This is a genomic window from Mycolicibacterium sp. XJ2546 (genome assembly GCF_053483195.1).
The window spans coordinates 300471-315774 of record NZ_JBEFRW010000003.1 but is presented as its reverse complement, the minus strand read 5'-3'; the positions used below and the strand labels follow the sequence as shown (position 1 = coordinate 315774).

Genomic DNA, 15304 nt, shown 5'->3' with positions numbered 1-15304 from the left:
GCGGACGTTCAACGACGCTGAAGCGGCGATGAAATGACCGGGTGACAGCCGCCAATGCGACGTCAGGCACCAAGGAGGTGTGCGAACGGCTCTCAGCCGTGCCGGGCGCCGATCCAGTGCAGGAGGTCGTGCACGATCTCGTCTTCAAGTCGGTAGCTGACCGAGCGCCCGACGCGCGTCGAGCTCACCCAGCCCTGCTGGCGCAGTACACGAAGCGCTTGCGATACGGCGTTCTCCGATCGGCCGAGCGCGGCGGCGAGGTCACCCACGCAGATGCCCGGTGCGCGGTGCAAGGTGAGCAGGATTTCCAGCCGGTTGGTATCCGATAGCAGGTCGAAGCGCTGAGTCCACACGGCAGAGTCGACGTCGGCCAGTGCCGACGCCGCCTGTTCCACCTTTGACTGGTCACTCTGCGTTTCCACTGCCCACAATCTAATCCAGCCGTCGCAGGGAAACCATGCAACAGGCGGCCGAAGCGCTGCGTATCGTCGGACCCGAAAGAAGCGTGGGCCGCGGGTTCGAGCCGATCGTGCCCATGCGGCAGATTCGCTGCGACGGGATTTCTGTTGGACCACGATGACCCCTTATCCGATACCACGCTGTTCAAAGACTTCGGCACGTGGCTGTCGGCCGCGGACGACCCCTTCCCCCTTGACACGGTGTCCGCCGCGGAGGTGTTCGTCGACTGGTTTGTCGCGCGGGATAACAGTCTCGGCGCGATCAACGAGGACGACATCGTCGAGTACTTGCTCGACTGGTGCCCCGCCAATATGGCGCTCACGTCCGAAGAGTGCCACCTGTGCTGCGCGTCGCTCGGCGCATTTCTCGAGTTCCTCGGAGACACCGGCCGGCTACCGGCGGGGACGGACCGCGGGAATGGGCTGAGCCACTTGGCCTTGGGCCTCGCGTCCGCGATGCACAACACGATGACCAAACCCGAGAGCGACCCAAAAGCCATTTTGACCCACCCGGGTTTCAATCCACCGGGCAAACCACGCTACATCGAACTCCTCGCGTTACCGGAGCCCATGTCCGAAGATGAGATGAAGGCCGAACTTCACTCTCGAATGGCCGAGTTCAAGGCGTTGCCAGCCGATGAGCAGGCCGCGATCATCGAGGCACACCTCCGTGCGGAACCAGAGCCCGTCCTGCTGCCGTTCCTGTATGTGCCGCCGACCGAGGCAGACGTTGAATCCGTTGCCGCAGCGGCACCGCTGCTGCGAAAACTTGAGGCGTTGCGCGACTATCTCGGCGAAACCGGAAAGACGTTGACAGACCGGGGAAATATCAAGCGAGCCGACGGCAAGGCGCTGATCGAGCTGCTCGACACGGGCGACGAAATGGACCCGACGTTCGGCGAGCGAACCTTCAGAACCAGCACGACCGGGCGGCTACCGGGGTTGAACTCCATCATCGAAATCGCGAAAAAGGCTGGCGCCGTTCGCCTGTACCGGAAACGACTGGTACCGGTGAAAAGCTGGTCGCGCGCCTCGATGACGGGCCGGGCGACGTCGGTGTATCGGGCAATCATCGAGCTGGGTGCGCTCGGGTCCAGGGGCGGCACGTACCAAGTGTTCGACAGCGTCAACGACATGCTCGACGGCAGCACTGTGCACTTTCTCGCGCGCATCCTCAACCCCGACACCGCGGTCGATCTCGATGAGCTCGTCGAGTTCGTCGAACCGGTGTTGCGTGACGAGATCGAACCGTATTGGCCGCAATGGTCGGACAGTATCGAAAGCACCGCACGGTACGGCTTGAGCCAGGTTTTCCAAACTCTCGAGGGCGCCGGCGTCGTCGAATGGACCGACCGGCGCCAGGTGGTCCGGACCTTCGACACCTATCCAACCGGTGGAACGATCCGCCTCACCGCGCTTGGTCGCTACCTGGTGCCGATCCACCTGGAAGAAGCCGGCTACTTGCTGCGCCGCGTCGACGACCTCGCCGAAGCACCCGCATCAGCGTTCATCGCCATCCTCGACTCGGTGCCAGACGACGATCGCCAGATGGTCGCGGACTCTTGGCAGCCCGGTACCGACATTGCCGGGCGCGTGCAACAGATCGTCGAAGTGCTTGGCGCGGTTAATGACCCAGCGTTGCAGCTCAGTGCATTCGCGGCACTGGAACTATTTGACGCCGCCATCGTGGGCCCGCAGTTGCGCGAGCTACTCGACGGTCCTGTAGCGGGTCACGCGGCCCTGTACCTGCTAAGCCGCGGGTTGGCCGACGACGCCGAAGTCCGTCACCTCGTCGACATCGGGGTGTTCGTCGACGTGCTGGCCTCCTCTTTGGACGAACCCGACGTGCTATGCGCGATGTTTTCGCAAGCACCACATCCTGCCGACCAATACACGGCGCTTGAACAGATGTGGCGACACCCGTCGGCACAAACCGCCGCAGTGCTCGACGTGTTGGGGCAGGACCATCCCGACCGCAAGCTCGCCAAGGCTGCCCGCAAGGCCGCGATGCGGCACCGCAGTTGGATGGCCAGCCGCGACTGACGCGCCGGCCGAGCGTGCGCAAACTCGCGACAAACGTCTGCATGTCGGCCGCAAACACGCCCGCTCGCGGGGACAGGCGGGCCGGGCCGAGCTAGTCCAGGAAGCCGTGCAACAGCGTGGCCGAGCCCTCGATGTGGGCCTTCATCGCCTCGGCCGCGCCGTCGGCATCGCCGGCGAGGATGGCCATCACGATCGCTTCGTGCTGCTCGTCGGAGTGCTCGATATTGGGGGGCAACAACGGGATCTGGTCCAGCAGCGCATTGAGATACATCCTGTTCTCGGCGAGTATCGGCACCAGCGATGGCGATCCAGCGGCTTCGGCGATGGTCAGGTGCAACCGGGAGTCCAGTCGCCGATAGTCGTCGGGCGCCGCCCCGCACAAAACGGTCCGGCGGCTCCCCAGCACTTCGCGCTCGGCGGCGGTCAGCGTGCGGCTGGCCGCCATCCGCGCCGCGCCCAACTCGAGGATCCCGCAGCCGCAGCGCGTCGTCGATCTGCGCGGGTCACCCCGTCGGCGTCGCCGGTGTGCCTCGGCAGCTCGTCGGCCAGGAACGTGCCGCCGTAGCGGCCGCGTCGCGACAGTAGGTAGCCGGCGCCGGCCAACGATTTGATCGCCTCGCGCACGGTGTCGCGGCTGACGCCGAGCCGCGCGGCGAGTTCCCGCTCGGGCGGCAGCGATTCGCCTGGCTGCAACAGGCCGAGCTTTATCGTCTGCAACAGGCGCCCGACGGTGTCTCCGAAGGCGTTGCCGAGCCGCACCGGCCGCAGCAGCGCCTCGCTGACCAGTGCAGCGTCTCGATCGGCGGTCATGGTCTTACAGCGGGGTCACGTAGTGGCCGCTGATGCCGCCGTCGACCAGGAACGTCGAGGCGGTGATGAACGACGCATCGTCGCTGGCCAAAAACGCCACCGCGGCGGCGATTTCGCCGGGCTCGGCAAACCGTCCGACCGGTATGTGCACCAACCGGCGCGCGGCCCGTTCGGGATCCTTGGCGAACAGTTCCCGCAGCAGCGGGGTGTGCACCGGGCCCGGGCACAGCGCGTTGACCCGGATGCCTTGGCGCGCGTACTGCACACCGAGTTCCCGCGACATGGCCAGCACCCCGCCCTTGGCGGCGGTGTAGGAGATCTGCGAGGTCGCCGACCCCATCACCGCGACGAACGACGCGGTGTTGATGATCGACCCGCGCTGCTGGGGCACCATGTGGCGCAGCGCCGCCTTGCAGCACAGAAACACCGACTTGAGGTTGACGTCCTGCACGCGTTGCCACGCGTCCAGGCTGGTGTTCTCGATGAGGTCGTCTTCGGGCGGGCTGATGCCGGCGTTGTTGAACGCGATATCGACCGCGCCGTGCAACTCGAAAGCGGTGTCGAACAATCGATCCACCTCGACCTGGTCGGCGACGTCGACCTGCACGAAGCTCACGTTGAGGTCGTTCGCGACAGATTTGCCGAGCGTCGCGTCGACGTCGCCGATGACGACGATCGCGCCTTCATCGCGCATCCGCTTGACGGCTGCCAGGCCGATGCCGCTGGCCCCGCCGGTGACGACGGCGACCTTGTCCTTGAGCCGCTGGGACAGGTCCATTCAGCTCTCCTCGACTGCGAAGAAGACGTTCTTGGTTTCGGTGAACGACAGCGGTGCGTCGGGTCCGAGTTCACGGCCCAGGCCGGACTGCTTGAACCCACCGAACGGGGTGTTGTAGCGCACCGACGAGTGCGAATTGACCGACAGGTTCCCGGCTTCCACGGCCCGCGACACCCGCACCGCCCGCGACAGGTTGTCGGTCCAGATCGATCCGGACAACCCGTACGGCGTGTCGTTGGCCAGTGCGATCGCGTCGGCTTCGTCGTCGAACGGCAGCACCGTGACCACCGGGCCGAAGATCTCCTCGCGCACGGTGCGGTCGGTGCGCTGCGGCGTCAACACAGTCGGCGGGAACCAGTAGCCGGGTCCTGACGGGGTGTTCCCGCGAAACGCCACGGGCGCGTCGTCGGACACGTAGGACGCGACGGTGTCGAAGTGGGTCCTGGACACCAGCGGTCCCATTTCAGTGTCCTTGGCGCGCGGATCACCCACCACCACGCCCTTCACTGCGGGCTCCAACAACTCCATGAACCGGTCATAGACGCTGCGCTGCACCAGGATTCGACTACGCGCACAGCAGTCCTGGCCGGCGTTGTCGAACACCCCGTACGGGGCGGTGGCCGCCGCCTTCTCCAGGTCACAGTCGTCGAACACGATGTTGGCGCTTTTGCCGCCAAGCTCCAGGGTGACGCGTTTGACCTGCGCGGCGGCACCGGCCATCACCCGGGTGCCGACCTCCGTCGAGCCGGTGAACACGATCTTGCGCACGTCGGGGTGCGTGACGAACCGCTCGCCCACCACCGAACCCTTACCGGGCAGCACACAGAGCAGGTCGGCGGGAAGCCCGGCCCGCACCGCCAACTCCCCCAGCCGGATCGTGGTCAACGGGGTCCATTCGGCGGGTTTGATCAGCACCGCGTTGCCGGCGGCCAGCGCCGGGGCGAATCCCCACGACGCGATCGTCATCGGAAAGTTCCACGGCGTGATGACCGCGACTACGCCGAGCGGTTCGTGGAACGTGACGTCGAGGCCGCCGGCCACCGGAATCTGCTTGCCTGACAGACGTTCCGGGCTGCCGGCGTAGTAGCGCAGCACGTCGCGCGCGTGTCCGGCCTCCCATTCGGCGTTGCCGATCGGGTGTCCGGAGTTGGCCACCTCCAACGCGGCCAGCTCGTCGATGTGCGCATCCACCTCATCGGCGAACGCCCGCAGCGCATTTGCCCGCTCGGCGGGGGGCAGTCCCGCCCAACCCCGTTGGGCGGCCTTGGCGCGGGCGACCGCGTCGTCGACGCCTGCGACGTCGGTCTGCGCGACGGTGGTCAGCACCTCTTCGGTGGCGGGATTGATGATCTGCGCAGTCGTCATGCGCCCAGCCTTTCGGTCGCGAACCCGGCGGCGGCCTGTACCACACCGGCGAACAGCCGCAGATCGTCGAGCCGCTCCTCAGGATGCCACTGCACCGCCAAAGCGAAGTTCTCACCGGGGATTTCGATGGCCTCGATGACACCGTCGGCGTCCTGGGCGCTGATGACCAGCCCGTCGCCGAGCCGGTCGATGGCCTGGTGGTGATAGCACTGGGCATCCGATGATTCGCCGATCAGCGCGGCCAGTCGGGTGCCCGGCACCGTGCGCACCGATGACGTGGAAAACACCGCGTTGCCCTGCTGATGGTGGGTGTGGCCCACCATGTCGGGCAGATGCTGATGCAGGGTGCCGCCCAGTGCGACGTTGAGCACCTGGGCGCCGCGGCAGATGCCCAGCAGCGGCATACCGCGCAGCAGGGCCCCCCGAACCAGCGCGAATTCCAGCGCGTCGCGCACGCGGTTGTCGGCGGTGTCGGCGTCGGTGGCGGGGTGAGGATGCTGGCCGTAGCTGGCGGGCATGACATCTTTACCGCCGGTGATGATCAGCCCGTCGAGCCCGTCGAGCAACCGGTCGGCGATATCGGTGTCGACAGGCTGCGGAGGCAGCAGCGTCGCGATACCGCCGGCCCGGTTGACACCTTCGAAGTAGATCGCCGGAAGAATGCTGGCCCGCACGTCCCAGACACCGGTCTGGGCCTGCTGAAGGTAGGTGGTCAGCCCGAGCACGGGCCGCACCCCTTCTCGGCGTGGATCAGAGGCGCTCAAAGCCGCGCATCCTTTCCCAGTCGGTCACCGCGGAGTTGAACGCCTCCAGCTCCACCCGCGCGTTGTTGAGGTAGTGCTCCACGACGTCGTCACCGAACGCCGTGCGCGCCACCTCGGACTTGCCGAACAGCTCGGCGGCCTCGGCCAGCGTCGTCGGCAGCCGCTCGGCGCTGCTGGCATAGGCATTGCCTTGCACCGGATCCGGAAGTTCCAGTTCGTGTTCCACACCGTACATACCGCCTGCGATCAGTGCTGCCACCGCAAGGTACTGGTTCACATCGCCGCCGGGCGCGCGGTTCTCCATCCGCATGCCGTGGCCGTGGCCGACGACGCGCAGGGCACACGTCCGGTTGTCCAGCCCCCAGGCGATCGCCGTCGGCGCGAAGCTGCCGTCGACAAAACGCTTGTAGGAGTTGATGTTCGGGGCGAACATCAACGTCAGCTCGCGCATCGTGACCAGCTGGCCGGCGATGAAGCTGCGGAACATCGGCGCCATACCGAGCGGATCGTCGGGATCGGCGAACACCGCCGCCCCCTCCTGATCGCGCAGCGAGATGTGGATGTGGCAGCTGTTTCCTTCTCGGACGTCGAACTTCGCCATGAACGTCAGGCTCTTGCCGTGCTGATCGGCGATCTCCTTGGCGCCGTTGCGGTAGATCGTGTGGTTGTCGCAGGTCACCCGCGCGTGGTCGTAGCGGAACGCGATCTCCTGCTGACCGCGGTTGCATTCGCCCTTGACGCCCTCGCAGTACATGCCCGCGCCGGTCATGCCGAGCCGGATGTCGCGCAGCAGCGGCTCCATGCGCGTGGACGCCAGCATCGCGTAGTCGACGTTGTAGTCGGAACCAGGCGTCAGCGCGCGGTACCCCTTCGCCCACGCCTCCCGAAACCCGTCGTCGAACACCATGAACTCGAGTTCGGTGCCGACGTAGGGCACCAGGCCCTGGTCGGCGAGCCGGTCGATCTGGCGGTTGAGCACGCTGCGCGGTGCGGCGGCCACCGGGCTGCCGTCGTGCCAGCACAGGTCGGCGATCACCAACGCGGTACCCGGCAGCCACGGGATGCGCCGCAACGTGGCGAAGTCCGGCGTCATCACCATGTCGCCGTAGCCGGTGTTCCAGCTCGACATGCTGTAGCCGTCGACGGTGTTCATGTCGACGTCGACCGCCATCAGGTAGTTGCAGCATTCCGCGCCGTGCTCGGCGACCTCTTCGACGAACAGCCGTCCCGACACCCGCTTGCCGGTCAGTCGGCCCTGCATGTCGCAGAACCCGACGATCACGGTATCGATGTCGCCGGCGGCCACCAACCGTTCCAGATCGGCCCGCGACAGCATTCCCTGGCCTTCGACCATGTCGTGAGTTTGCCAGCTGTGATGCCAATTGGGACATACGGGCGACAAAGCGCCAGAGAACGGCGCCGACGGTGCGACGGCATCCGACGCAGGCGTTAGGAACTGGCGTGCAACGGGTAGGGTCGAATACGTGTGCGGAGCCACCGGCGAGGTACGTCTCGACGGCCAGACACCCGACATTGCCGCCGTCTCGGCCATGGCCCAGACGATGGCACCCCGGGGGCCTGACGCTGCGGGAGCATGGTCCCAGGGCAGAGTGGCGTTCGGGCATCGCCGCCTGAAGATCATCGACCTTTCGGCAGCCGGCGGCCAACCGATGGTCGACGGCGAGCTGGGGCTCTCGATCGCCTGGAACGGCTGCATCTACAACTACAAGCAGCTGCGCCGCGAGCTCAGCGAGCACGGCTACCGCTTCTTCTCGCACAGCGACACCGAGGTGCTGCTCAAGGCCTACCACCGATGGGGTGACCGGTTCGTCGAACGCCTGCACGGCATGTTCGCGTTCGCGATCGCCGAACACGACAGCGGCCGGGTGCTGCTCGGCCGCGACCGCCTCGGCATCAAACCGCTGTACCTGACCGAGAACTCGGCGCGCATCCGATTCGCGTCGTCGCTGCCCGCGCTGCTGGCGGGCGGTGAGGTCGACACCCGCATCGACCCCGTCGCCCTGCACCACTACCTGAGCTTCCATTCCGTCGTCCCGCCGCCGCGCACGATCCTGCGCGGCGTGACGAAGGTGCCGCCCGCGACCCTGGTGGCGATCGAACCCGACGGCACCACGAAAACGACGACGTACTGGACACCGGACTTCACCCGGCGTGCCGACCGCGCCGACTGGTCCGAACGCGACTGGGAGGACGCGGTTCTGGAGTCGCTGCGCGTCGCCGTCGACCGCCGCCTGGTCGCCGACGTGCCGGTGGGGTGTCTGCTCTCGGGCGGCGTGGACTCCAGCCTCATCGTCGGCCTGCTGGCCGAAGCCGGCCAGCACGGGCTGGCGACGTTCTCCATCGGGTTCGAATCGGTGGGCGGGGTCAAAGGTGACGAGTTCCGCTACTCCGACGTCGTCGCCAAACGCTTCGACACCGACCATCACCAGATCCGCATCGACACCGCACGGATGCTGCCCGCGCTCGACGGCGCGATCGGCGCGATGAGCGAACCGATGATCAGCCACGACTGCGTCGCGTTCTATCTGCTGAGCCAGGAAGTCGCCAAGCACGTCAAGGTGGTGCAGTCCGGGCAGGGCGCCGACGAGGTGTTCGCCGGCTACCACTGGTACCCGCCGATGGGAGAGCCCGAAGCCGAGCCGCTGCAGGGTTCGGTGGACCGCTACCGCCAAGCGTTCTTCGACCGCGATCCCGGCGGGATCGCCGCGCTGGTGACCCCGGCCTTTTTCGCCGACGGCGACCCGAGCGGCGCCTTCGTCGCCGAGCACTTCGGGCGCGACGGCGCCGAGACCGGCATCGACAGGGCGCTGCGGCTGGACACCACGGTGATGCTGGTCGACGACCCGGTCAAACGTGTCGACAACATGACGATGGCCTGGGGTCTGGAAGGCCGGGTGCCGTTCTTGGACCACGAACTCGTCGAGCTCGCCGCCACCTGCCCGCCCGAGTTGAAGACCGCGCACGGCGGCAAGGGGGTGCTCAAGCAGGCTGCCCGCCGGGTGATTCCCGCCGACGTCATCGACCGCCCCAAGGGGTATTTCCCGGTGCCGGCGCTGACGCACCTCGAGGGGCCGTACCTGGACCTGATCCGCGACGCGCTCTACGCGCCCGCAGCCAAGGAACGCGGGCTGTTCCGACCCGAGTCCGTGGACCGGCTGCTGGCCGACCCGAACGGACGGCTGACCCCGCTGCGCGGCAACGAGTTGTGGCAGATCGCGCTGCTGGAGCTGTGGCTGCAGAAACACGGCATCAACGGGGCCGCGGCATGACCGGGCTGGACAACAACGCCGCGCAGCAGCACAGCGAGGACCACACCGAAGCCATCACGCTCGGCCTGCACGACGCCTCGCCACAACACCTGGTCGACGCCATGGCCAGCGATGTCGTCGTCGAGATGGGTTGGGGCCGATTGGTGTTCGGCCAGACGTTCGCCAAGCCCGAAAAGCTCGCCGAGGTGTTGCGCCAGGAAGGCCCCGGTCGGCGCGACATCTGCATCTACGCGCGTGAACCGCATGTGCTCATCGCCAAGGCGCCAGCCGAGTTGTTCATCGACCCCAGCCACACCTACCGGTTGCGCTTCGCCGAGCTCGAGCCGCCCGAACCGGTCTTCAACGGGTTCAGCCTGCGCGGGCTGGAGAGCCCCGAGGACGCCGACGATATGAACCGTGTCTACGTCCAGTGCGGCATGGTCCCCGCCCGGGTCGACGTCATCTGGAACAACCACCGGCACCAGCCGGCCGTCGACTATCTGCTCGCCGTGCGCGACGACGACGGGTCGGTGGTGGGCACGGTCACCGGTGTCGACCACAAGCGGTTGTTCTCCGACCCGGAGGACGGCTCCAGCCTGTGGACCCTGGCCGTCGACCCCACGTCCAGTCTTCCGGGCGTCGGCGCCGCGCTGACCGGGGCGCTGGCCACGCTGTATCGCGACCGCGGCCGGGCCTACATGGACCTGTCGGTCGCGCACGACAACGACGCCGCGATCGCGCTGTACGAGAAGCTGGGCTTCGAACGCGTCCCCGTCATGGCGGTCAAACGCAAGAACGCCATCAACGAGCCGTTGTTCACCCACCCGCCCGAGACCGTCGACGACCTCAACCCCTACGCGCGGATCATCGCCGACGAGGCCATGCGCCGCGGAATCTGGGTGGAGGTGCTCGACGCCGAGGCCGGTGAGATGCGGCTGTCGCACGGCGGGCGCGCCGTGATCACACGAGAGTCCTTGTCGGAGTTCACATCTGCGGTGGCGATGGCGCGCTGCGACGACAAACGGCTGACCCGGCGCCTGGTGTCCGACGCCGGAATCATCGTGTCCCGCGGACGCCTAGCGAGCTTCGACGAACGAGATCACGCCTTCCTCGAGGAGGTCGGCGACGTGGTGGTCAAGCCCACCCGCGGCGAGCAGGGCAAGGGCATCACCGTCGGCATCGACACCGTGGCCGAACTGGAAGCCGCGCTGGCGCGTGCCCGTGAACAGCATCCCGAGGTGCTGATCGAGCAGCGCGCGCCCGGTGACGATCTGCGGCTGGTGGTCATCGACGGCAAGGTGGTGGCCGCCGCGCTGCGGATGCCCGCCGAGATCCTCGGCACCGGTCACCACACCATCCAGGAACTGATCGAGGCCCAGAGCCGACGCCGTGCCGCGGCCACCGGCGGTGAATCCCGTATCCCCATCGACGACATCACCGAAGCGACGGTGCGGGAGGCGGGATGGTCGTTTGACGACGTGCTGACCGAAGGACAGCGGTTGCGGGTGCGGCGGGCTGCGAACCTGCACCAGGGCGGCACGATCCACGACGTGACGGCCAAGGTTCACCCGCATCTGTGCGAGGTGGCGGTCACGGCCGCCGACGCGATCGGCATCCCGGTGACCGGCGTCGATCTGCTCGTGCCCGACGTGACCAAGCCGGACTACGTGTTCATCGAGGCCAACGAGCGTCCGGGGCTGGCAAACCATGAGCCCCAGCCCACCGCAAAGGCTTTCGTCGACTTCCTGTTCCCGGGCAGCCCCGCGCTGCCGTCGGCGTGGACGCCGGAGGAATCACCCACCCCCTGATGGTTACCAGGTGCTGGAGCGCATCACGATCTCGGCGGCCAACTGCGCGGTCGAGTCCTCGGCGTTGCGCCGCCCCAGCAGGTCGACGATCCGGAAGTCGCCGTACACGTAGCGCTGGCTGGCCCGGGTCACCGACCGCGAGGGCGCCGAGCTGACCAGTGCGGTGGTGTTGAGCTCCACCGGCGGGCAGTGCTCGTCGCGCACCACCCCAGACACGTCGGCGACGCACGGGTGGCCGCGGTCGATCACCACCAGCCCGATGAACCGGTCCAGCCGGGTGGCGGCAAGCTCCCAGGCCAACTCGCCGCCGACGCGGTCCCCCACCAGCAGCGCCCACTTCACGCCGAGCGCGTCGAGGATCCCGATCACCGACTTGGCCGTCAGCCGCGGATCGGCGCCGACGACGATGGTCCGCAGCGACGCGGTGTGCAGCCGTTGACACACCGCCTCGTACGCCGTGGGCGAGTGATGGGCAGCGCACAACAGCAGCACCACCGACCCCTTGTCGGGGCCGGAGACCAGGACGGGCACGCTGAACCCGTCGACGGTGACCATGGAGGACGGCACTGGGCCACGCTAGCGCGGGTAGCGCGGCCACGGGCGGGTTTTGCTGTGGACGAACAGCTGGGTCATGCCGCTTCGATGCGCTGCGCCTGTTTGGTTGTCAGATCCAGAAAAGTCTGCGGCAGCGGACCTTTGACCGGCACCGTCGGGTTGGGGGTGGGAAAGGCGACACCGAAAACCGCCATCGGGCCGACGTTCTCGAACGAGAAGTAGACGCTGTTGTCGACGTCGCCGAGGCGCATCGTCTGCTGGTACACCAACGCCTGCGCACGCGGCGCCGCCACCTTGGTGGTGGTGATCGGTATGCCCGGCTCCGACGGGTCGAAGAACGTCTCGAAACGCGCGCAGCGCTCGGCGGTGGCGGCCAGCCGGTCCAGATCCAGCGGCCAGGTCAGCACCGTGATCACCATCCGGGCGCCGTCGTAGCCGACGAGGTATTCCGCGGCACTGCCCGGGCCGCGCTCACCGGAGTCGGCGATCACCCGGGTCAGACCGTCGGAGCAGCCCGCCGGTTTGGACACCATGGACGGCGCGGTAAGCCCGCCCTCGGGCTCGCCGGCGCCCTCGGTGATGCGCTCGTACTGCACACCGGGCGGAAAGTCGGCGGCGCTCAGCAGCACCTTGTCCAGCCGGGCGCCAGGCCACGTCGGGGTGCCTGCGATGTGATGTGCGCACCCGGCCAGGGTCACGGCGACGACGGCCGCTGCGACGACGCGCCGTGTCACGGTGCCAGCTTCGCGGTGATCGTCGGGCGGGGCGGCGGGTCACCGTCGAGCAGATCCAGCACGGCGTCGACGTCGAGGTGGGCGGCCAGCAGATCGGCCATCACATCGAGTTGGGCATCGCGGCGCGCACGGACGTCGACATCGTCGGCGACCACGAACCCCGTCCGGCCCGCGGCCACCGCCACCTCCGAAAGCCATTGCCGCCGAACGTCGTTGTTGTCGAGCAGCCCGTGCCAGTGGGTGCCGAACACCATGTCGCGCCGCACCCCCACGGGGTTCGTACCGCCCAGCCAGTCGTCGGCGGCACAGCGGGTGAGGCGGCCGTGGTGGATCTCATAGCCGTGTAGCGGAGCGTCGTGGTGGCGCAGGGTCTTGTCGGGTGCGAACACGATGTCGGCGTCGAGCAGACCCAAACCGCTGACCGCGCCCTCCCCCGACTCCACGGCATCGTCGATGCGTCGGCACAGCATCTGAAAGCCACCGCACACCCCCAGCACCGGCTTACCGGCTTCGGCGTGCGCGCTGATGGGCCCGGCCAGCCCGCGTCGGCGCAGCCAGTCCAGGTCGGCGACGGTGGCCTTGCTGCCCGGGATGATGATCACGTCGGTGTCGGCCAAGTCGGCGGGATCGGCGACCCAGCGCACCAGCACGCCGGGTTCACACGCCAGCGCCTCGACGTCGGTGGAGTTGGAGATGCGCGGCAACCGGATCACGCCGACCCGCAGCCACTGCATGCCGCGCGGCGGTTGCGGATCCCCGAGCACCTGACGCGCCAGCACCGAGACGGAGTCCTCGGTGTCCAGCCACAGCCCGTCGGCATACGGGATGACGCCGTAGGTCGGCCGACCGGTCAACTGCTGCAACTGATCCAGGCCTGGGGCCAGCAACGCGGGGTCGCCGCGGAACTTGTTGACCACGAACCCGGCGATGAGCCGTTGGTCGGCGCCGTCGAGCACCGCGACCGTGCCGTACAGATGGGCCAGCAAACCGCCGCGGTCGATATCGCCGACCACCACGACCGGCAGGTTCGCCGCCCTGGCCAGCCCCATGTTGGCCAGATCGGTTGCCCGCAGGTTAATCTCGGCCGGCGAACCGGCGCCTTCGCAGATCACCGCGTCGAATTCGCTTTGCAGCTGCCGCATTCCCTCGACCACCACGCCTGCGAGCCGTTCGCGATGGGTGAAATAGTCCCTGGCGCTGACGGTGTCGGTCACCTGGCCGCGCACCACCAGCTGTGAGGTGCGGTCGCTGCCCGGCTTGAGCAGGATCGGGTTGAACCGGGTGTGCGGGGCCAGACCTGCGGCGCGGGCCTGCGCCGCCTGCGCGCGCCCGATCTCGCCGCCGTCGACGGTGACCGCCGAGTTGTTGGACATGTTCTGCGCCTTGAACGGCGCGACGCGGATGCCCTTGCGGTACAACAGCCGGCACAGCCCCGCGACGACCATCGACTTGCCGGCATCCGATGTGGTGCCGGCCACCAGCAGCGCGCCGCTCATTTTTCTTGCGCGAGCAGACGCAGCGGGTTGCTATCCGCGTCGAATTCGCACGCTTCTGCGTCTGCTCGCGGGAAGGCGGTCACAACTGCGTCAGGATTTCGGCGCCGTCGTCGGTGACCACCAGCGTGTGCTCGAACTGCGCGGTCCACTTCCTGTCTTTGGTCGCCACGGTCCAGCCGTCGTCCCAGATCTCGTAGTCCAGCCCGCCTAGGTTGATCATCGGCTCGATGGTGAACGTCATCCCGGGTTCCAGCACGGTCTCCACGGCGGGCTGGTCGTAGTGCAACACCACCAGACCGTTGTGGAAGGTGGTGCCGATGCCGTGGCCGGTGAAATCACGAACCACGTTGTAGCCGAACCGGTTTGCATACGATTCGATGACCCGGCCGACCACCGACAGCTGCCGGCCCGGTTTGACGGCCTTGATCGCGCGCATGGTGGCCTCGCGGGTGCGTTCGACGAGCAGGCGGTGCTCCTCGGCGACGTCGCCGGCCAAGAAGGTGGCGTTGGTGTCGCCGTGCACCCCGTGGATATAGGCGGTGACGTCGATGTTGACGATGTCGCCGTCCTCGATGACAGTCGAGTCCGGGATGCCGTGGCAGATGACCTCGTTCAGCGACGTGCAGCACGACTTCGGGTAGCCCTTGTAGCCCAGGGTGGACGGGTAGGCGTCGTGGTCGACCATGTACTCGTGGGCGACGCGGTCCAGTTCGTCGGTGGTCACACCGGGGGCGACGGCCTTGCCGGCCTCGGCCAGCGCACCGGCGGCGATGCGGCCGGCGATGCGCATGTTCTCGATCACCTCCGGGGTCTGCACCCACGGTTCGCTGCCCTCGCGCGCCGTCTGCATGCCCACGTACTCCGGGCGGGCGATGTGTTTGGGCACCGGCAGGGTCGGTGACACCTCGCCGGGGCGAAGAGCGGTGCGAACGGGCATGACGCCAGAATAGTCGGAGCGTCCGGTTAAATTCGGTGGCGATGACGATCGACGAGGTGGACGCCCAGTTCGCCGCCAGGTTCGCCGAGCGCTTCGCCGACGCCTGGCGCAGCCCCGACCTGGCCAAACATGAGGCGCTGTGGTGCGAGAACACCGTGTTGAGCCAGCCGATGATGGGCACGCTGCGCGGTAAGCAGGCCTGCCTGGAGGCGTCACGCTGCTGATCGGCAAGCTGGTCGCCCGCCCGGCCGGCTGGGACCGGTTGGCGCGCATTGGTTCCCAGCTGT

General features: G+C 67.6%; 13 protein-coding genes and 1 pseudogene. 4 read left to right on the top strand and 10 right to left on the bottom strand.

From position 1 onward, the window contains the following. Positions 1-92: 92 nt before the first annotated feature. A complete protein-coding gene (locus tag ABQE44_RS07910; RefSeq protein WP_448390924.1) occupies positions 93-431 on the bottom strand; it encodes an ArsR/SmtB family transcription factor in 339 nt (112 codons plus the stop codon). A 135-nt stretch (positions 432-566) separates the two neighbouring features. Here ABQE44_RS07910 and ABQE44_RS07905 point away from each other — a divergent pair, with 135 nt between their 5' ends. Next, the gene (locus ABQE44_RS07905) at positions 567-2501 is read left to right on the top strand and encodes a hypothetical protein (RefSeq protein WP_448429043.1); all 1935 of its coding nucleotides are present in this window, start codon (positions 567-569) and stop codon (positions 2499-2501) included. 91 nt (positions 2502-2592) lie between these two features. Here the strand turns inward: ABQE44_RS07905 and ABQE44_RS07900 are convergent. From ABQE44_RS07900 to ABQE44_RS07880, 5 genes and pseudogenes are all read right to left on the bottom strand, one after another. After that, positions 2593-3311, bottom strand: a pseudogene (locus ABQE44_RS07900) (FadR/GntR family transcriptional regulator). Positions 3312-3315: 4 nt separating this feature from the next. Beyond that, a complete protein-coding gene (locus ABQE44_RS07895; protein ID WP_448390922.1) occupies positions 3316-4089 on the bottom strand; it encodes a 3-oxoacyl-ACP reductase in 774 nt (257 codons plus the stop codon). Further along, positions 4090-5454: an aldehyde dehydrogenase family protein gene (locus ABQE44_RS07890; RefSeq protein WP_448429041.1), complete on the bottom strand. Its 1365-nt coding sequence runs from the start codon at positions 5452-5454 to the stop codon at positions 4090-4092. Further along, positions 5451-6218: a gamma-glutamyl-gamma-aminobutyrate hydrolase family protein gene (locus ABQE44_RS07885; RefSeq protein ID WP_448390918.1), complete on the bottom strand. Its 768-nt coding sequence runs from the start codon at positions 6216-6218 to the stop codon at positions 5451-5453. Before ABQE44_RS07885 ends, ABQE44_RS07890 begins: the two co-directional genes overlap by 4 nt. Then, positions 6205-7572 carry a glutamine synthetase family protein gene (locus tag ABQE44_RS07880; protein WP_448390917.1) on the bottom strand — a complete coding sequence of 456 codons (1368 nt, stop codon included), beginning with the start codon at positions 7570-7572 and terminating at the stop codon, positions 6205-6207. Before ABQE44_RS07880 ends, ABQE44_RS07885 begins: the two co-directional genes overlap by 14 nt. Positions 7573-7702: 130 nt before the next feature. On the opposite strand from ABQE44_RS07880, the gene ABQE44_RS07875 reads away from it, so the two are divergent. Continuing rightward, on the top strand, positions 7703-9508 hold the full coding sequence (locus tag ABQE44_RS07875) for an N-acetylglutaminylglutamine amidotransferase (protein WP_448390915.1): 1806 nt from the start codon (positions 7703-7705) through the stop codon (positions 9506-9508). Continuing rightward, entirely contained in the window at positions 9505-11295 is a 1791-nt protein-coding gene (ngg, locus tag ABQE44_RS07870; protein ID WP_448390914.1) for an N-acetylglutaminylglutamine synthetase, read from the top strand. Before ABQE44_RS07875 ends, ngg begins: the two co-directional genes overlap by 4 nt. 3 nt (positions 11296-11298) lie before the next feature. Here ngg and ABQE44_RS07865 read toward each other — a convergent pair whose 3' ends face one another. The 4 genes from ABQE44_RS07865 to map all read right to left on the bottom strand — a co-directional run bounded on the left by ABQE44_RS07865 (position 11299) and on the right by map (position 15017). Beyond that, positions 11299-11850, bottom strand: coding sequence for an alpha/beta fold hydrolase (locus tag ABQE44_RS07865; protein WP_448391371.1), 552 nt, complete (start codon positions 11848-11850; stop codon positions 11299-11301). A gap of 74 nt (positions 11851-11924) precedes the next feature. Beyond that, positions 11925-12584, bottom strand: coding sequence for a hypothetical protein (locus ABQE44_RS07860; RefSeq protein ID WP_448390913.1), 660 nt, complete (start codon positions 12582-12584; stop codon positions 11925-11927). Then, on the bottom strand, positions 12581-14080 hold the full coding sequence (locus tag ABQE44_RS07855; RefSeq protein WP_448429039.1) for a cobyric acid synthase: 1500 nt from the start codon (positions 14078-14080) through the stop codon (positions 12581-12583). Before ABQE44_RS07855 ends, ABQE44_RS07860 begins: the two co-directional genes overlap by 4 nt. 79 nt (positions 14081-14159) lie before the next feature. Next, positions 14160-15017, bottom strand: coding sequence for a type I methionyl aminopeptidase (map, locus tag ABQE44_RS07850; RefSeq protein ID WP_448390910.1), 858 nt, complete (start codon positions 15015-15017; stop codon positions 14160-14162). 41 nt (positions 15018-15058) lie between these two features. Between map and ABQE44_RS07845 the strand changes: the two genes are divergently transcribed. Then, the gene (locus tag ABQE44_RS07845; RefSeq protein WP_448390909.1) at positions 15059-15241 is read left to right on the top strand and encodes a Cif family virulence factor; all 183 of its coding nucleotides are present in this window, start codon (positions 15059-15061) and stop codon (positions 15239-15241) included. Positions 15242-15304: the final 63 nt, after the last annotated feature.